The sequence below is a fragment of the Corynebacterium sp. HMSC068G04 genome (assembly GCF_001814885.1).
GTDB classification, from domain to species: Bacteria; Actinomycetota; Actinomycetes; order Mycobacteriales; family Mycobacteriaceae; genus Corynebacterium; species Corynebacterium hiratae.
Map to the genome: position 1 here is coordinate 1 of NZ_KV818301.1, position 19,678 is coordinate 19,678.

The window sequence follows — 19,678 nt, forward strand, 5'->3', positions numbered from 1 at the left end:
AAGCGCCATCCGGCATACACCAACCGCGATACGCATACGACGTATCGCAGCCAAAATGATAAAATCAACCAACACAAAAAGTACATTGGCACACTATTGAGTTCTCAAACATCATCCGCACACCCCAACAAAAATTAACCAAACGTTAACCCTCTTGCGGCGGCCCGAACAACCTTACCCAACAAGCTCAACCAAAGTCAAACCCGCCGAACAAACATTGCCCGAACATCTACCACCAGTTAACCTCCCGGCTACCTCGCGGCGACTTCGATAAATATACGCACACCCCCAACAAACAACAAATCCCCAGCTAGAGCACCTTTTGGCACTCTTCCTGGGGCGGTTTTCTGGCTGTCAGGCAGTCCACCTGAATGTTAATAGCTAGTGGTAACAGGCCAACAGCCCATCCGGGCCATCAATAACTGTGATTGGAGTTTCGAAGATGGGTGTGAGGACCTCATCGCGCATGATCTCCTCCGGTCCCCCGAAGGCAACGATGCTTCCGTCTTTGGCCGCACAGATGTAGTCGGCGTAGCGAGCGGCAAAGTTGATGTCATGGAGGACGATGATGATCGTCCGGCCAAATTCCTTGGCGGCCTTTCGCAAATGCTTCATCATCTCCACAGAGTGAGAGATGTCCAGGTTGTTGAGGGGTTCGTCGAGAAGCACGTAGTCCGTCTCCTGGCAGAGCACCATCGCCACGTACGCGCGTTGGCGTTGCCCGCCGGACAGCTCGTCCAGGTAACGATTCTCTAATTCTCCTAGGCGGAAGAAGTCGATGTAGCGCGAGATCACCTCTTCATCCTCCGTGGTCAAACGCCCTTTGGAGTAAGGGAAACGGCCGAAGCTCACCAGCTGGCGCACGGTCAGCTTCGTAATGAAGTGGTTTTCCTGGCGCAGGATGGAAAGGATCTTCGCCAAGTCCTGCGAGTTCGTGGAGGACACGTCATAACCGGCGACCTCGATGGTGCCTTCGTCGACGTCGAGAAGCCGGCCAATCATCGTCAGCATCGTGGACTTGCCCGCACCGTTGGGGCCGATCAACGCAGTGATGCCGCCGGAGGGGATCTCCAGATCAATGGGGCCGATGTTGGTCTCGCCGGAGTAGGACTTGGACACTTTGGAAAGCTTGATCACAGCTTGCCCTTTCGCAGAATGACCAGAAGGAAGACGCTGCCGCCCACTAGCTCAATAATGATGGAGACCACGCCCTGCGCATAGAAGACGTGCTGCATGAGGAAGTAAGCGCCGGTGAGAACAGCGAAGGCTGTGGCAACCGCCATCGGAAAGAGGAAGCGGTGGTCATAAGTCTCGGCTGCCTGGTAGGCCAGAGTTGCCACAAGGAAGCCAAGGAAGGTCATGGGCCCAACGAGCGCGGTGCTCGTCGCCATGAGAATGGAGACCAAAATCAGCGTGTAGATTGCATTGACCTTGTGATTAACACCTAGATTCGTTGCGGCATCGCGTCCCAAGGCCAACACGTTGAGCTGTCGGGAGTTCAGGAACATTAGCAGCGTCACCGCGAGAACCAGCGGGATGGCGATGGGATAGTACTCGCTCTCCGCGTTGTTAACGGAACCGAAGAGCCGCGCGGTGAGTACGTCGAATTCGCTGGGGGTGAGCATGCGCTGCATAAACGTCGACAGCGAACCGAGGCCACCACCGATAATGATGCCCACGAGAAGCATCGCATGCATGTTGTTGCGTCGGCTGGTCAGCAGCCAGGAGTACAGCACGAGGGACAGGCCCACCATGAGCACGAGCTGCAGAAGGAAGGTTCCCATGTTGCGGGCCTGGGTCAGGCCAGCGGCACCAAGGAAAAAAACCGTGGCTGTATTAATCGCAACGTACAGGGACTCAAATCCCATGATCGAAGGAGTAAGGATCCGGTTATTCGTCACGGTATGGAAAGCCACCGTTGCCACGGACTGGCATACTGCGACGATCGCCATGGCGGTCACCGCATCAGCGCGGCGACGCGCAATGAGCCACCACTTGCGGGTACCGAACTCCATGGGGTTGTCGTAGGCCAACAATCCAAAAGCAAAGACCAGCCCGGCGACGATCAAAGCGCCAAGAATAATCCAGTATTTACGTGCTGCAGCCGCGGATTGAAAACTGCCGACGCTTCGCCGGGCACGAGATGCTTGCACAGGTTCCTTCGTCGCAGGGATAGAGATACTTACCCTCACTTGGTCGACCTCACGATCAAGACGACGAACACGATAGCACCCACAATCCCCAGGATGACCGATACGGGCATCTCAAACGGAGAGATAATTGTGCGGCCAATTAGGTCACACAAGGTCACCGTGGCAATGCCGAGCAGGCAGACCCACGGCAGGTTGGAGCGCAGGTCATCACCGCGCAACATGCTCACTACGTTGGGAACGATGAGCCCAAGGAACGGCAGGGAGCCAACGACGACGGTGACAACGCCCGTCGCCACGGCGATGAGTCCGGTTCCCAGCAGAATCATCCGCTGGTAGTTCAGACCAATATTGGTGGCAATATCCTCCCCTAGCCCAGCGACGGTGAGCTTGTCAGCGTAGAAATATACCGCCACCAAAACCAGCAGGACGATCCACAGGACCTCGTATTGGCCTTCGTAGACGGAAGTAAAGGATCCCATGAACCAAATTCCAAGCTGCTGCAAGGTATCCGTCGCTAGCGCCACGTAGGAGGATACTGCGCTGACAACAGCGCCCAACATAATGCCAATAATCGGCACGATGAGTGAGGAGCGCAGCGCCACGCGGCGCAGGAACGCGAAGAACACCATGGTTCCCACGAACGCAAAGAACACCGAAATGACCATTTTCACCAGCACCGATGAGTGCGGGAAAAGAATCAACGAAAAGAGCAGGCCCAGCCCGGCCCACTCGGTGGTTCCCGTCGTCGTGGGTTCCACGAAGCGGTTTTGGGTCAGCAGCTGCATGACCAAACCGCTCATTGCCATCGCAGCGCCCGCTAAAACGAGCGCCACGGTACGCGGTACGCGGGTGGTGAAGAACATCGCCCAGCCGTCCTCATTATCGAGGATGCTGTACTCCCCCACCATGAGGGAAAGGACCAGAAGCGTGACGACGCCGAGCACGCCGAGGCCCAGCTTCCAGGTCAGCACAGGCTCGCGGGAGTTGCGCGGGCCTCCGGCTGAGCGCTTGGCCGAGGCACTGCTCTTCACCGTCACGGTTTAGTCTCCTCCTTCGCTGCCGAAGAATGGTTAGGCGTTGGCCTTCTCGAAGGCGTCGGCAAGCGCGTTCAAGATCTCGGTGTAGGTAATGATGGACTCATCAATGTAGGTGTCATTCGGTGCCACGTACACGTTGCCTTCCTTCACAGCGGTGACGTTCTTCAGCGCCGCGTTGTCCTTGACCAGCTTCTCCCCCGGGGTGACATCCTGGCCTTCCTTGGAGATAGCGGAATCGCGGTCCATGACGAGGATCCAATCGGGGTTGGACTGAGCAATGGCCTCGACAGAGATATCGTCGCCCTCGTGGTCATCGGAAGCATTGTCGACCTCCAGGGCCGGGGTCAAGCCAAGCAGCTCAAAGACCGGACCGTACACACGCCCGATGCCGGGAGCGATGTATCCAATTTCACCGCCAGAGGTGTTCACAGCCATGACCTTCTGCTCTGGGTTGTAGGCCTTCTTAGCACGCTCAGCAGCGGCGTCGAAATCTTCAATGAGCTGCGCAGCATCCTCTTCGTGGCCGAAGACCTGGCCCAGCGCTTCAGTGTGGCGCTTGAGCTCGTCGAAGAAATCTTCGTCATCACGCGGCTCGAAATCAAGCACTGGGACATCCTCGAGCAGCTTCTCAATATCCTCTTGGTACTGCTCGAAGCGCTGGCCATTCCACACGACGTCCGGCTCTGCAGCTACCAAACCTTCAAGGTCCGGCTCCTTGTGGGAGCCCAGATCAACCTCGACCGTGTCCTCGTTGTAGGTGTCACGCAAGGACTTCGGGACCAGCGGCAGCGGCGCGGCAGCAAGGTCGATATCCCACTGCGCCAGGACAGAAAAAGCGCGGTTATCCGTCACCGCAGGGTTCTCCACCGGCAGGGTGACTTCCTTTGAACCGAAATTATCTTCCACGGTGATGGTGGACGCGCCTGCCGCCGCGGATTCGGTCGGCTCAGCGGTCTCCTCAGACTGACTGGAAGAGCAGCCAGTGAGGGCAAGCGCTGCCACCGAGAGAGTAGCGGCAAATTTAGCGGCGGTCGTGCCCGCGGCACGGCGAGAAAGGTTAAACATAGCTTCCTTGCATATTAGGTGTGGCTAACCACAGTTGGCAAATAAGGGCAGCGCCTAACCTAACTCAAGTAAAGCTTACCTTTCAAGCATGCTGATGTTTCCTAATTCACGACGGGGGTAGCCGGCCGCCGACCGATGCCCCGTGACGTGCCATTTCAATTGTGTGGGCTTCTACCCCTCCTCAGCAATGAGATCGCCAACCGCCACTGGCCCTTCCCTATCGAAATCCTCCCGTGCCGCGCGGCGGAAGTCCGCATCCGCGAGGAAATCAAGGGCAACCTGAGCTAACCCTGCCGCCGAATCAACGGCCGCATCTACCGCCTGCAGCGTGGCAGCCCAGCGTGCAAAGTCCTCCGTGTGCAGGGCCACGTCGGTGGGCGATACCTTCACCATTGGATGCAGGCCGGGCACGAGGTGAGAGACATTGCCAAAGTCAGTCGAGGCGGCCACCGTATCCGGCACCGTCCCAGCGGGCAGCGCGGTGCGTCCGCGGCGCGCCTGCGTGGCCGACCACCGCTCCACCAGCGCCGCGTTGTTGCGCACGGGCAGGGTCATCGGGTGCTCATCCCAATCAACCTCCACCTCAACACCGGCCATAAGTGCAGCGCCCCGAACGATGTCTTCCACCCTGGCGGACAGATCCATGAGTGTGCGCGTCCCCAACGAGCGCACGTAAATAGTCATATCCGCCTCGCTCGGGATGATGGAGGGGCGATCGCCGCCGCTCATGATGGCGTGTACCCGATCCGAGGGCGGCATTTGCTGCCGCATCAGCCCAATCCCCTGGTAGGCCAGGCTCGCAGCATCAAGCGCATTGCGCCCCATGAAGGGTTGGGAGCTGGCATGCGCGGCCACGCCACGATAAGTCACGCGTAGGATGCGCCGACCCACCCAGGCATGCGCGCCAATGTCATAGCCAAAGCCATGGATCATCACCGCGGCATCCACGCCGTCGAGGCTGCCACCGCGGATCATGTATTCCTTGCCGGAATGACCTTCCTCCGCTGGGGTCCCCTGGAGGAGGATGCGGCCGGACATGGGAGGGGCGTCGTCCAGCACGGCAGTAGCCGCCAAGAATCCAGTAACGCCCGCCGCGGCAATGACGTTATGCCCGCACGCGTGCCCGATCTGGGGCAGGGCATCGTACTCCGCCAGGATGGCCACGGTGGGATGCCGTTCAGGGTCGAAATCTGCACTCTGCCACGAGGCCTCGAACGCGGTCTCCACGCCATAAACCCCGCGGCGCGTGGAGAAGCCGTGCTCTTCAACGAGGTCCGCCAGTACCGCCATGGAACGATGTTCTTCGAAGGCCGTTTCAGGGTGAGCGTGCAGGTCCGCGACGATGTGCGCGGCCTTCTCCCGCAAGGCCTCAGCCCGCGCGGCCGCCGCGTCCCAGAGCTTCGCTTGGCCTGGGTAGTCTTCTTCCTGTTTTTCCGGTGGTGCTGCAGACGCCACGCGCTTGGCGACGCCCTCCTCCATCGCTTCCAAATACGCTGTCGATGGATTGTTGCGTTGGTTCATGCGCTTAACCAATCATGACGTTGTTGCCCGGTCCCAGCGGAAGGTCCACGTAGAACCAGATGGCCAGCAAGATCGCCCACGCGGTAAAGAATGGGACCACGAAGGGCACGAGGCGCGACATCAGCGTTCCCAAGCCTGCCTCGCGTTCGTAGCGCTGGAGGAAGCCGAGCATGACGATCATGTACGGGTTGAGCGGGGTGATGATCTGGGTTGCGGAATCGCCGACGCGGAATGCGCCTTGGATGAAGGCCGGCTCATAGCCCAGCAGGGCAAACATGGGCACGAAGACCGCGGCCATGAGCGTCCACATGGAGGAGCCAGAAATAATCAGCAGGTTCAGGCAGGACGCCAGGACGATGAAGGCGAAGATGGCCGGGAAGCCCGTCAACCCGATGGATTCCAGGAAGGCAGCGCCCTTCACCGCGGTGAAGGTGCCGATACCGGTCCAGGCGAAGAGAGCCACGAACTGGCCCAGGATGAACGCCAGGATAAGGAAGCTCATCATGTCCTTGAGCGCGCCGATCATCATGTTCACGACATCGGTGATGCCCTTGACCGTGCCGACTACCTTGCCGTAGACCACGCCGAGCACCAAGAAGTAGGCGAAGACGATGAAGACGATGGAATTCAGCAGCGGGGACTTGGGCAAGAAGCCACCCTCTTCATTGCGCCACGGCGATTCTGGCAGAAGGACTGCGAAGAGAATGATGGCGGTGAGGATGACCGTGGCCACACCGGACCAGATGAGGCCCTTGGATTCGGCCGGGCGCAGCTCAGCGGTGAGCTCTTCGCCATTCTCGTCGCGGTCACCGCGCTCGGCGGCATCCTCAGGATCGATATCTTCCTCGGTGGGAACTTCCTGCTGCCACATGCGCGGCTCGATCACCTTGTCGATGATGAAGCCGGCCAGCACACCGAGCACGATGGAAGAAGCCACGTTAAAGTAGTAATTCGACATGGCGTTAACCGGAGCGAACTCAGTATTCGGCAGGGTCTCCATGACCGCGGTCGTAATACCGGCAAAGAGCGCGTCCAGGGAAGTTGGCACCAAGGCGGTGGAATAGCCCGCACCCACGGCGGCGAAGCCGCCGATCAGACCCGCCACCGGATGACGGCCCGCAGCCTTGAAGACCATGGCGGCCAGCGGCGGGACGATGACGAAGGCGGCATCCGCCATGACGGAGGCGGTCACGCCGATAACGCCGACGGCGTACGGAAGCAGCCACGGTTTCGCGGAACCGAAGAGCTTGCGAATCAACGCCGAGAGCATTCCGGAGCGCTCCGCCACGCCAACTGCCAGCATGATGGGCAGCACTGTCACCAGCGGCGGGAAGTTGATGTAGTTCTCACCCATTGTGGTGGTGAACCACGTGAGCCCCTCACCGGTGAACAGGCCTTTGACCGGCTGGATCTCATCCGATCCGGGAATCTTAATCTCGACGCCCATCTTCGCCATGATGGTGGAGAGAACGCCTGTGATCAGGAAAAGAATCAGGAAGATGGTGAAGGGCTCCGGCAGCTTGTTGCCGATGTACTCGACACCATTGAGGAACTTATCCAGCATTCCCCCACTGGACTGTTGACTCGATTTTTGCTCAGCCTTGGCGGGATTTTCTTTCGACTTCTCCGTGGTACCAGCGCCGCCTTGTGGCGCTGCATTGGATGGGCTGTTCATGGGTACTCCTGTCGTAGGGGTCAGTCCCAGTGTTCCACGTCACACTGTTGAAGAAAGGCTACCACGGGAATGTAACCTGGGTAACAAATATTTTCCTTCTTCGTCACATTTTCCCGGCCAGCCGTCCTCCGCTTTCGCCCCGCGCCCCTACACCCCTCACGGGATTCTCATTACGCTCACTGCAAATAGCGCCCCAAAATCGACGCCGTTTTTAGCCCCTTATCTACCGTGAACAACACTGAGAGGTGTCCATTAGCCCTGAGTTGGCAATGATGCTCGCTTTTCACGATTTTGTTGGAGACTATCTGCGCTCCCAACGGACTTCGCCGTCAACGACCTGTGCCGTGGGGCTCATCCCTGCATAGGCAGCGACATGCTGTGAGGCTAAGTGCTCGGGATGGATATGAGCGATGAGATGCGTAATGCCTCGCTCCGCAAGATAAGCGCTAAGCAGTTTCACGGCTTCCTTGGCGTATCCATGCCCCTGCCACTGTTTCCCAATCACCCATGCGATCTCCGTCGCATCACCGCTGCGGGGCACAGTCGCCTGGACGTAACCTATCGGTTGCTTACTCGAACCGAGGGTGACGATGAGATTGATCCATTCTTCGGTACCGTCGCTCGAGCCGCCTCGGGTTTGGAACGCGTACCGTCGCGCAAGCTCATCAGCAGAAGGCGGCTCACCACCCGTAAACGTGTACAGGGCACGGCTGGAAAGCACAGTAGCCATCTCGGTAGCATCCTCGACACGAAGCGGCCTTAAGTCGATAGGCATCTTTATCGCCATAGTTCACCACGCAAGATTTGATCAGTCACTAGAACATTAACGCTTCTGCTGACGACGAAGTTCCGAGCGCCCTCTCACCAAGAGCGCTTTTCACCCATCGCTACACTCACGGTAAATAGTGGCCCAAAATCGACCGTTTTTAGCACCTTATCTACCGTGAGCGTCGTCGGCTTCCCAGACGTCACTCCCCGCATTCAGCGTCGTCAACGCTCGAGGGCACCAGCCCATAAAGCCGGGCGAAAGGATCCCACTCGCAATCGCGATGCGGCTCGTATTCCGCAAAGTTGACAGAGTCGATGGCAACAGCTTCGGAGCTGAGGTACTCAATGAGTGCGACCGTCATGTCCATGCCCGCCGCCACGCCTGAGGAGGTCCATCGATTACGGTCGTGCACCCACCTCGCCTTGGGCTTCCAAGTCACGGACTCCCCGAAGGAGCTCGCCCACGCAAAGGCACGCTTGTTGCTCGTCGCGGCGTAGCCCTCCAAGAGCCCTGCCGCGGCCAATACCGCAGAACCCGTGCACACGGAGGCAACCCACGGTGCTTGTGCGCCCAACCCACGAAGCCACGACAGAAAAGATTCGTCCCCTACGAGCTGCCGGGTTCCTTTACCGCCGGGAACGAGGAGAGCGTCGGTCGGCCCAATCTGCCCATAAGAAATCGTCGGCACCACTTCCACGCCCTGCGAGCTTGCAACTGGCTCGCCCGTCGGCCCGGCGAAAACCACGGTGATGTCAGGCACCGCTTGAAGCAGCTGGACGGGTCCGAAGACGTCGAGAAGCTCAAAGCCTTCAAACAAGACGACAGCGATGCGGAGAGATTCGGTATCCATGCGGCCATCCTAAAGCAGGCCCTATGAGCACGGACGAGCATCTGGGACCCGGGTTCAATTCCCGGCGGCTCCACACACTAAGAGACCCCAGATAGCGCACTTTCTGATTGGAGTTTTGGCGGAGCTGCCTTAGACCGTGACAATCTGCTCATGGGACTCTACCCTGGTTGTTGATACGTCACCAATAGGAGTGTTTAGCCAATGAAAGCATTCGGATTCTTAAGCTTCGGACACTACGCATTCGGGCGCCAGCGCGGACCGTCCGCCGAAAAAGTCGCGAAGATCCACCTGGAAATCGCCCAGGCTGCAGATGAGATCGGCGTGAACAACGCGTCTTTCCGCGTCCACCACTTCGTACCGCAAGCCTCAGCCCCGATGCCGCTACTCGGCGCAGTCGCCGCCACCACCAAGAACATCGAGGTGGGTACCGGCGTGATCGACATGCGCTACGAAAACCCACTTTACCTCGCCGAAGAGGCCGCCTCCCTTTACCAGCTCTCCGGCGGCCGCGTGGCCTTGGGCGTCTCGCGCGGCGCCCCGGAGGTTGCCGAGCGCGGCTGGGAGGCTTTCGGCTACAAGGGCGAGGCCCCCAACGGCGCGGACGTGGCGCGCGGCCACCTCGAGGCGTTCATGGCCGCGGTGGACGGCAACGGGTTTGCCACCGCCGCACCCCTCGACCGCCAGTACCCGAATATGTTCCAGCCCGGCTCTGCCCTCCCCGTCTTCCCCATGGCACCGGATCTGCGCAAGCACATTTTCTACGGCTCCGGCACTCACACTTCGGCAGAGCAGACCGCCAGGGACGGACTAAACCTAATGTCTTCCACCTTGGTTTCCGAGACCACCGCCGCGACCTTGGGTGAGATCCAGGCGGACCAAATCAGCCGCTACCGCGCCGCGTGGAAGGAAGCAGGCCACGACTGGACCCCGCGCGTGTCCGTCTCCCGCTCCATCTTCCCCATCGTGGACGGCGCCGATATGCAACGTTTCGGCATGCACGCCTCAGGCTCCGACCAAGTGGGCGTGCTGCCCGACGCCGGTGCTTCCACCTTCGGCCGCACGTATGCCGCCGAGCCTGACAAGCTCATCGAGCAGCTCAAGGCCGACCCGGCCGTGATGTCCGCCGACACCCTGCTGATCACCATCCCGACCGGCATGGGTGTGGACGTCAACGTGAAGATTCTCGAAAACTTCGCAACCCATGTCGCCCCTGCGCTGGGCTGGCAGCCGAACACCGAGGGGCCGGTCACCGGTTACCCGATCGACTAATCCGCCCCCTTCACACAAGAAACCCGCTGGCCGTTATGGCCAGCGGGTTTGCTGCTATTTGTGGAGCCGCCGGGAATTGAACCCGGGTCCTTCGTCACCTCGCCAGGGCTTCTCCGTGCGCAGTCTGCACAGGATCTCTACTCGGCCCTCCGGCTCGGGCAAACTCGCTCCGGATGATGGGCCCAGTTGCTCTCAAAGTCCCCAACCGGCCGAACAACAAACCGGTCAGGCAAGTTCCTTAGTCGATGCCAGGATCTAGGTCAGGAACGAAACCTAGGCTGACAGACACGCGTCGCTGTAATTAGGCAGCGAGGGCGTAGTCACGCTGAGAGTTCTTCTCTGCGTTTATTGGTTGCTACGACGCTTAACGGTGGTCTCTAGCCTGCACCGGCACGCTTCCCCTGGCTCAATGTACGAAGTCGAAACCAAGTCGACCCCTCATTTACACATTGCTGTGAAAGCTGCGCAGAACGCATCTTTATGCGCCCTACGGTTCGTTCAACGCTACTGCACCTGCCCCTATTCCCGCAAGCTTCACCCCAGGCCACATGAGGCATAGCTTTCATAAGCACCCCCTTGTGATTAGCATCAACTTAAACGCTGTTAAGGTGTGTGAGTCCGATACTCCTACTTTGTTAAAGGCTGCAAAGTGAGCACACATACCGAAACCACCAGTTCCCCGGAAGACGCTAAACGCCCAGCAAGCAACACCGAGTGGGCCATCTCGCTCTTCGGCACCGCCGTAGGCGCCGGCATTCTTTTCCTCCCCATCAACGCGGGCAGTTTCGGCTTCTGGCCCCTCCTCGCGGCCACGATTCTGATTGGGCCGATGACATACTTCTCCCACCGCGGTCTGGCCCGCATGATTTGTGCGTCACCACGCCAGGGCGAGGACATCACCGCAGTGGTCACGGACTATTTCGGCAAGAGCGCAGGTTTTATCATTTCGGTGATTTATTTCTGCGCCATCTTTCCCATCGTCCTCATTTATGGCGTTTCGATCACCAATACGGTCAACAGCTTCATCGTCAACCAATTAAATGGACCCACGATTTCACGCCCGCTGTTGTCCTTCCTCCTCGTGGGCATCATGACCATCGTCTTCGCCTTTGGCCAACGTATGGTGCTGGCCGTTACGCAGTTCTTGGTCTACCCGCTAATCTTCTGCCTCGGCGCACTGTCCATCTACCTCATCCCGCGCTGGGATATCGCCTCCTTCATGGAGGTGGGCAACAGTGATTGGCGCGTCGTCGGTGCTGTCGCCCTCATCATCCCCGTGCTGGTATTCTCCTTTAACCACTCCCCCGCGATTTCCCAGTTCTCCTTGGCCATGGTCGCCGCACACGGCCGCGAGAAGAGCTCCGAGAACGCCTCGCGCGCGCTGGCCCTAACCGCAATCCTGCTCACTGTCTTCACCATGTTCTTCGTGTGGTCCTGCACTCTCACGCTTGGTGCGGACGGCCTCGCCGAGGCCCGCGAGCAAAACCTGCCGGTCCTGTCTTACCTGGCCAACGTCACCGGTGTTCCGGTCTTGGCTTTCCTCTCCCCGATCATCGCGATGATCGCAATTATTTCCTCCTACTTCGGGCACGTGCTGGGAGCTACCGAGGGCGGCAACTTCCTGCTACGCAGCGCCGCTCCGCGCGCCACCGAGAAGCTCTCGGAGAAACAACTCAATTCCATCATGCACGGCATCATCTTTGTCTGTGCGTGGATCGTGGCCATTATCGATCCGTCGATCCTGGGCCTCATTGAGGCCATCGGCGGCCCCTTCATCGCCTCGATTCTCTACCTGCTGCCGATGTATGCCATCCACCGCATCGACGCGCTCAAGCAATTCCGCGGCCGTGCCAGCAACGTCTTCGTCGTCATCACGGGTCTCATCGCCGTCGGCGCCACCATTTGGGGGCTATTCGCCTAGCTCTCCTTTAACCACGCCTTCAACACAGTGGCGTGGTTGACCTCGCGGTCCTTGGCGGCGAAAAGTAGGGTGACGTCGCCAAGCTCAGCAAGCTGGCACAGTTGCTCCAGCTCTTCGCCGTCGTTCTCGTCGAGCTCCGCGCGGTAGCGCCGTGCAAACTCCTCGAAGGCATCGGCATCGTGCCCCCACCACTTACGCAATTCCGGACTGGGCGCGACACTTTTGAACCAGTGGTCATAGGACAGACGCTCCTTGGCCACGCCACGGGGCCAGAGCTTATCGACGAGCACCGCTGCCCCACGCGGCTGCTCATCTTCCCGAATAACGTCATGAACCTTAGCCGTATAAATCATGGCTTCCAGGTTAGGCGTTAATCCCCTTTACGCGCCGGCCCAGCTCGCGGGTAATGTCGCGGTCCTGGTCGCGGCGCTTAATCGCCTCGCGCTTGTCATAGTCCTGCTTACCCTTGGCCAAGCCGAGCTCGCACTTGGCGCGGCCATTCTTCAGGTACACCTTGAGCGGAATCAGCGTCTTATTGCCATCGCGCACCTGGCCCATAAGCTTGTCAATCTCCCGGCGGTGCAGCAGCAGCTTACGTGTGCGCTTGGGTGAGTGGTTCGTCCACGTGCCCTGGGAATACTCCGGGATGTGAAGGTTGCGGATGTAGACCTCGCCGTCGTCGATGGTGGCGAAGGCGTCTGCCAACGAGATCTTGCCTTCGCGCATCGACTTAATTTCGGTGCCCACGAGCACCATGCCGCATTCTAGGGTGTCGAGAATGGTGTAGTCGTGGCGGGCACGTCGGTTGGTGGCCAAGGTCGAGTTATTGTCGACGGCCGCCTTTTTCTTCTTTGCCTTCTTCGCCATAGTTCGCACTATATTACGCTACTGCCAGGCACAACCCACAACAGGCCTGTTGGGCTATGTCCGCACATAGGCGCGCATGGTCACCTGTGCGGTCAGTGCAGCGCACAGGATTGCCACGAGCCCCACGATAGGCAGAGCCGTCCACACGTCGCCTGCGGTCACCGGGGCCAGAAGCTGATTGTGGTACAAGTCCTTCAGTGCCGGATCGATCACCGTGTTCTTTCCCACGATGACACCGACCCCGGCGAGGATGACACCGCCGAGGGAACCAAGGACCGCCTCCATGATGAAGGGCGCGTGGGTAATCCACCGCGAGGCACCGACCATGCGCATGATCGCGGTCTCTCGCTGGCGCTGATAGGCGGCGATCTGCACCATGTTCGCAATCAGCATGATGGCGGCCAGCGCCATGACCGCTGCCAGGACGAAGGTGGCATTCCGGATGGCGTCGAGGTTGCCGGCGGCGCTGCGCACCTCCTCCTGCTGATCGATGATGTCGCTGACGGCGGGGTCGGACGCGATGGCGTCGATAGGCGCAGTATCCGTCGGGTCCTTCAGCCGCACATGGAAGGCCGCCGGCAGCGCGTCAGGGGAGGTTTCCTCAACCATGACCGGGTCGGTTTCCTTAAACAGTTCCACGAAGCGCTCATAAGAATCTTCGCGGCTGCGGTAGCTCACGGACTCGATATCTTCATCCGCTTCCAGCTTCTTCTTCAGCCCAGCGCAGGCGGAGTCCTTACACTCCGGATCATTGGCAGAAATATCCTCGTTGAGCTGGACCATGACCTCGACGCGCTCGAGGTAGATATCCTTGGTTTCGTTGGTCATCTGCGTGACCAGGACGCCGGCCACCACCAAGGCCACCGAAATGGCCGTGGTGATCACCATGGCGATGGTCATGGTGATATTGCGCCCGAGCCCCTTGAAGGCCTCTCTAAAAACAAAGCCCAGATTCACCTAGACCGCCTCCCCATACATCGCGTTCTTCTCATCGCGCACCAGCGTGCCGTTGTGCAGCTCAATGACGCGCTGGCGGGCCTCGTTCACCGCGCGCGCATTGTGCGTCGACATCACGACCGTCGTCCCGCGCCGGTTGATCTTGGTGAGCAGAGACATGATTTCCGCGGCGGTGGAGGGATCGAGGTTACCCGTGGGTTCGTCGGCAAGCAGCAGCTTGGGACGGTTGACAAAGGCCCGCGCAATCGCCACGCGCTGCTGCTCGCCGCCGGAGAGCTCATGCGGCATGCGGTGCTGCTTGGCACCGAGGCCGACCATGTCGAGGACCTCGGGGACCTGCTTGGCAATCCGCGCCTTGCGTTTGCCGATGACCTCCAAGGCAAAGGCCACGTTGTCATAAACGTTCAGCTTGGGCAGCAGGCGAAAGTCCTGGAAAACGTAGCCGATGGACTGACGCAAGCGGTTGACCTCGCGGCCCTTCAGCGTGTTGACGTGGAAGTCCCCGAAATAAATATCCCCCGAGCTGACATTGGTCTCGCGCACCATGAGCTGGAGGAAGGTTGACTTACCGGAGCCGGAGGGGCCGATGAGGAAGACGAATTCTCCGTCTTCGATCTCAAAGGACACCTTGTCCAGCGCGGGCCTAGTGGAGGTCGAATAGACCTTGGACACATTCTCGAAAGTGATCACTTAAGCCACATTAGCAACATTTGTTACTCGGGCCTAGGGCTCCTGCTGCGCCATGCGCCACCGGATCCCGGTTTCCAGGAAGCCATCGATATCCCCATCCAATACCTTGGAAGGGTCTCCTACCTCATAGTTAGTGCGCAGATCCTTGACCATCTGGTACGGGTGCAGCACATAGGAACGCATCTGGTTGCCCCAGGAGGCATTGCCACCCGCGCCCAGTGCATCGAGCTCCGCGCGCTCCTCCTGGCGCTTGCGCTCCAGCAGCTTCGCCTGCAGCACGCGCATGGCAGAGGCCTTGTTCTGGATCTGGGACTTCTCATTCTGACAGGTCACCACGATGCCGGTCGGGATGTGTGTCAGGCGCACCGCCGAATCCGTCGTGTTCACCGACTGACCACCGGGGCCCGAAGAGCGGTAGACATCCACGCGCACCTCCGAGTCTGGTACCTCGATGGAGTCGGTCTGCTCCACCACCGGCAGCACCTCGACCTCTGCGAAGGAGGTCTGGCGGCGGGCTTGGTTATCAAAAGGCGAGATGCGCACGAGGCGGTGCGCGCCCTGCTCCACGGAGAGCTGGCCATACATGTATTCGCCATGCACCACGAAGGTGGCAGACTTGATGCCGGCCTCCTCGGCATAGGAAATGTCGTAGACATCGACTTTGTGGCCGTGCTTTTCCGCCCAGCGCGTGTACATGCGCATGAGCATCTCCGCCCAGTCCGCGGCATCCACACCACCGGCACCGGAGCGGATGTTAATCACCGCTTCGCGCTGGTCATACTCGCCAGAGAGCATGGTGGTCACCTCGAGCGATTCGATGGCGGCGCCAAGCTCCTTCAACTCTGTGTCGACGAGTTCCTGGGAGGCCTCATCGCCTTCTTCTTCCGCCAGCTCCGCCATCACCGGCAGATCCTCAATCCGCCCGCGCAGGGACTGTAACTTGCGCAGCTTTGCCTGCTGCGCCGACAGCTCCGAGGTCACCTTCTGAGCATGGTCGGGGTCGTCCCACAGCGACGGGTCCCCCGCTTGGGCCTCGAGTTCGCGCACGCGCTCGGACACCGCCTCCGGGTCCATCACCTTTTCAATGGAGGTCAAGGTGGCGCTGAGTTCCTCAAGTCGTGCTGTTTGTTCCGGACGCATAGCCCCCTACTCTACTTATTCTTTCTCTCTGATTAGCCATCGGCCGCGTTTAGCGCGACAATAGGCGGCATGAGTGACCAGCCAAGCCTCACCGAGATGATCGATGCCATCATCAAGACCTTCATCGTTGCCCACGCGGACGATACCGACGCCCATCTTGCCCAGGCGCTTGTTTATAACGCCGGCCGCCTGGCCTGGCGCCTGCGCGAGCAAGGAGTAGACATAGAGCAAAAGACCTCCGTCTCTGATGTCGTCACCGACGCCGACTTCGCCGCCGAGCGTTTCGTCGCCGGTGTGCTCGAAGCCCTGCACGGAGAGGACGGCATCGTGGGCGAAGAGGGTGCCAACCACGAATCGAAGTCCGGCCGCACGTGGGTCATCGACCCTGTCGACGGCACCTACAACTTCGCCTCGGGCTCCGATTATTGGTGCTCTGCGCTCGCGCTTGTCGACGCTGAAGGGGTCATCCTCGGCGCCGTCCACCGCCCCGCTATGGGTTATACCTGGTTCGGAGGCCGTGACTTCCCCACCAGCTTGGACGGCAAGGACGTCACCAAGCTCACCGACAGCCCCGCCGACAAGCTGTGCTTGTCGACGTACCTGCACCCTACGTCCATGACCGACCCGAAAATCGCTGCTGCCTGGGAGAAGGTGGCACCGCACTTTGCCACCGTGCGCATGCTGGGTGCGGGCTCCGTGGATCTCTCCTGCGTGGCGGATGGCACGTGGGGTGCCTGGATGCAGCACTCAGTCAAGGATTGGGATTGGTATCCAGGTCAGGCGCTAGTACTGGCCGCGGGCGGCGCGGCGCGCAAGGTTGAGGCCGGCGGTGTGGAATGGTGTATCGCGGGTAATAAACAGGTAGTTGATCAGATGGAGGAATGGCTCCGTGGGTAAGTATAAAGAGGACCTCGGCTTGGCCTTGGAGATGGCCGGCCATGCGGACGCCATTACGATGCACCGTTTTGAGGCTGCAGACCTGTCCGTCAAGGAAAAGCCGGACATGACCCCGGTCTCTGACGCGGACCTGGCATGCGAAAAGGCCATCCGTGAGGCGCTCAAGCGCTCCCGCCCGCGCGATGAGGTGCTGGGTGAAGAGTTTGGTGGCGAGGCCTGCTTCGAGGGCCGCCAGTGGGTTATCGACCCTATCGACGGCACGAAGAATTTCGTGCGCGGCGTCCCCGTCTGGGCCACCCTCATCGCGCTGTTGGAAGACGGCGAGCCGGTCGTCTCCGTCGTCTCCGCCCCCGCCCTTCGCCGCCGCTGGTACGCGGCCAAGGGCGGCGGCGCCTACCGCGTCTTCGGTGGCGAACCGAAGCGCCTGCGCGTTTCCGAGGTCTCCAAACTGGAGGATGCCTCCCTGTCCATGAGCTCCTTGTCTGGGTGGCAGCCGAACCGCGATGCTTTCATCTCATTCACGGACAAGGTCTGGCGCCTGCGCGGCTACGGCGACTTCTGGAACTACTGCCTCGTGGCCGAAGGCGCCGTCGATATCGCCGCCGAGCCCGAGGTCTCCCTCTGGGACCTAGCGGCCCCGGCGCTCCTCGTGACCGAGGCAGGCGGCCGCTTCACCAACGTCCGCGGCGAAGACGGCCCCCACGGCGGCTCGGCTCTGGCCTCCAACGGCAAGCTTCACGACGCCGCCCTCAGCGCCCTCTCCTAGCGCCGTGCGGCGCCGCACCCCAGCGTCGCGCCCAGACCCGCGGCCCCGGACGGGCCCAAGCGACGCTTCGATCAAATAAGGCCCCAGATCTTTAATGATCTGGGGCCTTATTTGTTAGAAACGTACATTTCCAGCCGTGCGCCCGCGGCTCCGTGACCGTTTTCGCAAACAAGCCCCTTCAGAACCCAAGTTTTCCGCCTTATTTACGAAAACGTACCGCGAATACAAGAAGGGGCCCGCAGGGCCCCTTCTTCAGTAGTAACTAGTTCTCCGGAATCGTGAATCCGGAACCCACGCCCTCGCGGCGGTTCAGGTCCGCGATGATGGCATCGGTGTTGGACACGACCGTCGGGTTGTGCAGTGCACCCTGCCACGGGGTGCGGCAGGACGGCAGCCCCGGAATCAGACCGCGGGATACCGATCCGACAATGCGGCCATTGTGGAAGACCGGCGCACCGGAATCTCCAACCATGGCGCACACCTGGTTGATGGTGATTTTCTGGCTGTGCTGGAAGGTCATGCCACAGGTGCGGCCGGTAGCCACGCCGCGCTTGCAGGTGATGTCACCCGGCTGGGTGGCCCCACCAATCCCGTACGCGGTCACACCGTTGTAGCTGCGGGTCACCTCTGCCTGGGAGCCGAACTCGATGAGCGAGTAGTCCAGCTGCGCGTTCTTGGACACCACGGTGCCCGTGGGACCTACCTGCCAGGAGTCCGCCGACGACACCGGATCACCCACGTTGCCGCAGTGACCGGCGGTAATACCGACCTTGCGACCTTCAGCATCCATGCCAGCAGCCGTCAAGGTACACATGGTGTCCTCACGGATGTACAGCGGGGTACCCGGGCCATACAGCGATTTTCCTTCAGTCATCGCAACATTAGATTCCTCGGGAATCTGGGGTGCATCGTAGAAGGAGCCGGGTACCCGGTGCAGAACATAGTCCGCGTGCGGTTTACCGGCCGCAATCTTGGAGAACAGGTCGTTCTTCCACACGTAGTTCGGATCAGTGCCCTGGGGCACGAACTCCGGCTGCGTGGCCTCCTCCAGCAACCCGATGGGAGTCGGGTTCGTCAGCGGTTCACCCGTGATGGCATCAGCGCCGGCATAATCCTGCTGCTCGGACGGGGCCGGCAGTTGCGTCTGCAGGTTCGCCTGCTCCGCGACGCGCTGCACCGCAGGAGAGTTCACGGCTCCTTCGACCGCCTGGTTCACATCCTTCGAAGCCGCTGCGGCGGCACCGTTGACGGCGGTGTCGACGGCGTCGGTCAGCGCTGCGTCCACAGGCTTGGTCTCAATACCAACGGACTTCAAGTCCGCGCGCACCTGGTCAACAAAACCGGCCGAATCGATTTCCGGGATGGTGGGGAGCTCCTGGGCACCCGCCGCTGGGTTACCCAGGAAGAACGCACCTGCGAAAGCCGAGCCCACGAGGACTTTCTTAAGGTGCGGAATTTTTCGCATTGAGCAATTCCTCTTTCACTTCTTCTCGTATTGGTCTATAAGACCTACCCATGATGGCACGCGCATCGAAGCGGCCGTTTCTAACGTGTGAGACTGTGTCCAACCCGTTACATTACTGACAGTTTTCGGGTGCCCCCTCTCTTCTTTCACCGCCTCCCCGCCCCGGCGCGGCCCTACTATGGAGGCATGTCTGAGACCTCCAATTCTCCTTCACCCGCTGCAGACATTGAGGAAATTGTCGCCGTTGTCCTACGTGATACCCACGGCCGCGTGCTAGTCCTCCGCATCACCTCCACCCCAGAATTCGTCCTGCCTTTCGGCTCCATCGATGACATGATCAATCCCGCCCGCGCGGCCCAGCTCATCGCCCACGAAGCCATACGCGCGGTGGTCGATATGTCCAAGCTGCGTCGGCTTGCCACCTATGTCTCCCCGGCCGCCAACGACGCCCCACAAACCATCCATGCACACGTCTATGTCTACGAAGAAGAAATCTCTGTTGCACACCCCGACAAGGAGATCGCCGAGCTAGCGTGGGTCGATCCCGCTGCCCCGGACGTCGATGTCGCCCCGTTACTCAAGGAGAGGGTATTCCCCGCCTTGCAGGAACTCTAGCCTCCCAAGCCTTAGACTCCA

General features: G+C 60.2%; 19 protein-coding genes and 1 other RNA gene. 5 read left to right on the forward strand and 15 right to left on the reverse strand.

Translation table 11 applies throughout. From position 1 onward, the window contains the following. Positions 1-381: 381 nt before the first annotated feature. The 8 genes from HMPREF2993_RS03335 to HMPREF2993_RS03370 form a co-directional block, all read right to left on the reverse strand. On the reverse strand, positions 382-1,137 hold the full coding sequence (locus HMPREF2993_RS03335; protein WP_070509567.1) for an iron ABC transporter ATP-binding protein: 756 nt from the start codon (positions 1,135-1,137) through the stop codon (positions 382-384). Then, on the reverse strand, positions 1,134-2,153 hold the full coding sequence (locus HMPREF2993_RS03340; RefSeq protein ID WP_070509566.1) for an iron chelate uptake ABC transporter family permease subunit: 1,020 nt from the start codon (positions 2,151-2,153) through the stop codon (positions 1,134-1,136). Before HMPREF2993_RS03340 ends, HMPREF2993_RS03335 begins: the two co-directional genes overlap by 4 nt. A gap of 35 nt (positions 2,154-2,188) precedes the next feature. Next, positions 2,189-3,184: an ABC transporter permease gene (locus HMPREF2993_RS03345; RefSeq protein ID WP_369816129.1), complete on the reverse strand. Its 996-nt coding sequence runs from the start codon at positions 3,182-3,184 to the stop codon at positions 2,189-2,191. A gap of 39 nt (positions 3,185-3,223) precedes the next feature. Then, positions 3,224-4,255: a siderophore ABC transporter substrate-binding protein gene (locus HMPREF2993_RS03350; protein WP_070700986.1), complete on the reverse strand. Its 1,032-nt coding sequence runs from the start codon at positions 4,253-4,255 to the stop codon at positions 3,224-3,226. Positions 4,256-4,426: 171 nt separating this feature from the next. Continuing rightward, positions 4,427-5,776, reverse strand: a complete 1,350-nt coding sequence (locus HMPREF2993_RS03355; RefSeq protein ID WP_070700988.1) for a M20 family metallopeptidase — start codon at positions 5,774-5,776, stop codon at positions 4,427-4,429. Between the two features lie 4 nt (positions 5,777-5,780). Beyond that, entirely contained in the window at positions 5,781-7,451 is a 1,671-nt protein-coding gene (locus tag HMPREF2993_RS03360) for an AbgT family transporter (RefSeq protein WP_070700990.1), read from the reverse strand. A gap of 301 nt (positions 7,452-7,752) precedes the next feature. Next, a complete protein-coding gene (locus tag HMPREF2993_RS03365) occupies positions 7,753-8,238 on the reverse strand; it encodes a GNAT family N-acetyltransferase (RefSeq protein ID WP_070530305.1) in 486 nt (161 codons plus the stop codon). Between the two features lie 181 nt (positions 8,239-8,419). Further along, positions 8,420-9,070 carry a DJ-1/PfpI family protein gene (locus HMPREF2993_RS03370; protein WP_070700992.1) on the reverse strand — a complete coding sequence of 217 codons (651 nt, stop codon included), beginning with the start codon at positions 9,068-9,070 and terminating at the stop codon, positions 8,420-8,422. 201 nt (positions 9,071-9,271) lie between these two features. On the opposite strand from HMPREF2993_RS03370, the gene HMPREF2993_RS03375 reads away from it, so the two are divergent. Beyond that, on the forward strand, positions 9,272-10,339 hold the full coding sequence (locus HMPREF2993_RS03375) for an LLM class flavin-dependent oxidoreductase (protein ID WP_070700995.1): 1,068 nt from the start codon (positions 9,272-9,274) through the stop codon (positions 10,337-10,339). Positions 10,340-10,397: 58 nt separating this feature from the next. Here the strand turns inward: HMPREF2993_RS03375 and ssrA are convergent. Then, positions 10,398-10,777: a transfer-messenger RNA gene (gene ssrA / locus HMPREF2993_RS03380) on the reverse strand. Positions 10,778-10,988: 211 nt separating this feature from the next. Here ssrA and HMPREF2993_RS03385 point away from each other — a divergent pair. Continuing rightward, positions 10,989-12,260 carry an SLC5/6 family protein gene (locus HMPREF2993_RS03385; RefSeq protein WP_070547140.1) on the forward strand — a complete coding sequence of 424 codons (1,272 nt, stop codon included), beginning with the start codon at positions 10,989-10,991 and terminating at the stop codon, positions 12,258-12,260. Here the strand turns inward: HMPREF2993_RS03385 and HMPREF2993_RS03390 are convergent. Genes HMPREF2993_RS03390 through prfB form a run of 5 tightly spaced genes read right to left on the reverse strand, consistent with a single transcriptional unit; the run spans position 12,257 to position 15,914 of the window. Beyond that, positions 12,257-12,613 (reverse strand): DUF488 domain-containing protein, encoded by a 357-nt coding sequence (locus tag HMPREF2993_RS03390; RefSeq protein ID WP_070547139.1) that lies wholly within the window; start codon positions 12,611-12,613, stop codon positions 12,257-12,259. The two genes, HMPREF2993_RS03385 and HMPREF2993_RS03390, sit on opposite strands and share 4 nt — an antisense overlap. A gap of 10 nt (positions 12,614-12,623) precedes the next feature. Then, positions 12,624-13,127, reverse strand: coding sequence for an SsrA-binding protein SmpB (gene smpB / locus HMPREF2993_RS03395; protein WP_046647497.1), 504 nt, complete (start codon positions 13,125-13,127; stop codon positions 12,624-12,626). A 54-nt stretch (positions 13,128-13,181) separates the two neighbouring features. Further along, positions 13,182-14,084: a permease-like cell division protein FtsX gene (gene ftsX / locus HMPREF2993_RS03400; RefSeq protein WP_070700997.1), complete on the reverse strand. Its 903-nt coding sequence runs from the start codon at positions 14,082-14,084 to the stop codon at positions 13,182-13,184. After that, the gene (ftsE, locus tag HMPREF2993_RS03405; protein ID WP_070700999.1) at positions 14,085-14,774 is read right to left on the reverse strand and encodes a cell division ATP-binding protein FtsE; all 690 of its coding nucleotides are present in this window, start codon (positions 14,772-14,774) and stop codon (positions 14,085-14,087) included. It lies immediately after the preceding gene. Positions 14,775-14,807: 33 nt separating this feature from the next. After that, positions 14,808-15,914: a peptide chain release factor 2 gene (gene prfB / locus HMPREF2993_RS03410; protein WP_070701001.1), complete on the reverse strand. Its 1,107-nt coding sequence runs from the start codon at positions 15,912-15,914 to the stop codon at positions 14,808-14,810. 69 nt (positions 15,915-15,983) lie between these two features. Between prfB and HMPREF2993_RS03415 the strand changes: the two genes are divergently transcribed. After that, positions 15,984-16,811, forward strand: coding sequence for an inositol monophosphatase family protein (locus HMPREF2993_RS03415; RefSeq protein WP_070701004.1), 828 nt, complete (start codon positions 15,984-15,986; stop codon positions 16,809-16,811). Beyond that, on the forward strand, positions 16,804-17,577 hold the full coding sequence (gene hisN, locus HMPREF2993_RS03420) for a histidinol-phosphatase (protein WP_070701006.1): 774 nt from the start codon (positions 16,804-16,806) through the stop codon (positions 17,575-17,577). The genes HMPREF2993_RS03415 and hisN overlap by 8 nt, the downstream gene beginning before the upstream one ends. Positions 17,578-17,839: 262 nt before the next feature. On the opposite strand, the gene HMPREF2993_RS03425 is transcribed toward hisN, so the two are convergent. After that, positions 17,840-19,042, reverse strand: coding sequence for a S1 family peptidase (locus HMPREF2993_RS03425; protein WP_070701008.1), 1,203 nt, complete (start codon positions 19,040-19,042; stop codon positions 17,840-17,842). A gap of 186 nt (positions 19,043-19,228) precedes the next feature. Between HMPREF2993_RS03425 and HMPREF2993_RS03430 the strand changes: the two genes are divergently transcribed. Continuing rightward, a complete protein-coding gene (locus tag HMPREF2993_RS03430) occupies positions 19,229-19,657 on the forward strand; it encodes an NUDIX hydrolase (RefSeq protein WP_070701010.1) in 429 nt (142 codons plus the stop codon). The last annotated feature ends 21 nt before the right edge of the window (positions 19,658-19,678 follow it).

Excerpts from the sequence above, each read along its gene's own strand:
- HMPREF2993_RS03350 (WP_070700986.1), bottom strand. The coding sequence starts at position 4,255 with ATGTTTAACCTTTCTCGCCGTGCCGCGGGCACGACCGCCGCTAAATTT.
- HMPREF2993_RS03355 (WP_070700988.1), bottom strand. The coding sequence starts at position 5,776 with ATGAACCAACGCAACAATCCATCGACAGCGTATTTGGAAGCGATGGAG.
- HMPREF2993_RS03360 (WP_070700990.1), bottom strand. The coding sequence starts at position 7,451 with ATGAACAGCCCATCCAATGCAGCGCCACAAGGCGGCGCTGGTACCACG.
- HMPREF2993_RS03365 (WP_070530305.1), bottom strand. The coding sequence starts at position 8,238 with ATGGCGATAAAGATGCCTATCGACTTAAGGCCGCTTCGTGTCGAGGAT.
- HMPREF2993_RS03370 (WP_070700992.1), bottom strand. The coding sequence starts at position 9,070 with ATGGATACCGAATCTCTCCGCATCGCTGTCGTCTTGTTTGAAGGCTTT.
- HMPREF2993_RS03375 (WP_070700995.1), top strand. The coding sequence starts at position 9,272 with ATGAAAGCATTCGGATTCTTAAGCTTCGGACACTACGCATTCGGGCGC.
- HMPREF2993_RS03390 (WP_070547139.1), bottom strand. The coding sequence starts at position 12,613 with ATGATTTATACGGCTAAGGTTCATGACGTTATTCGGGAAGATGAGCAG.
- smpB (WP_046647497.1), bottom strand. The coding sequence starts at position 13,127 with ATGGCGAAGAAGGCAAAGAAGAAAAAGGCGGCCGTCGACAATAACTCG.
- prfB (WP_070701001.1), bottom strand. The coding sequence starts at position 15,914 with ATGCGTCCGGAACAAACAGCACGACTTGAGGAACTCAGCGCCACCTTG.
- HMPREF2993_RS03415 (WP_070701004.1), top strand. The coding sequence starts at position 15,984 with ATGAGTGACCAGCCAAGCCTCACCGAGATGATCGATGCCATCATCAAG.
- HMPREF2993_RS03425 (WP_070701008.1), bottom strand. The coding sequence starts at position 19,042 with ATGCGAAAAATTCCGCACCTTAAGAAAGTCCTCGTGGGCTCGGCTTTC.
- HMPREF2993_RS03430 (WP_070701010.1), top strand. The coding sequence starts at position 19,229 with ATGTCTGAGACCTCCAATTCTCCTTCACCCGCTGCAGACATTGAGGAA.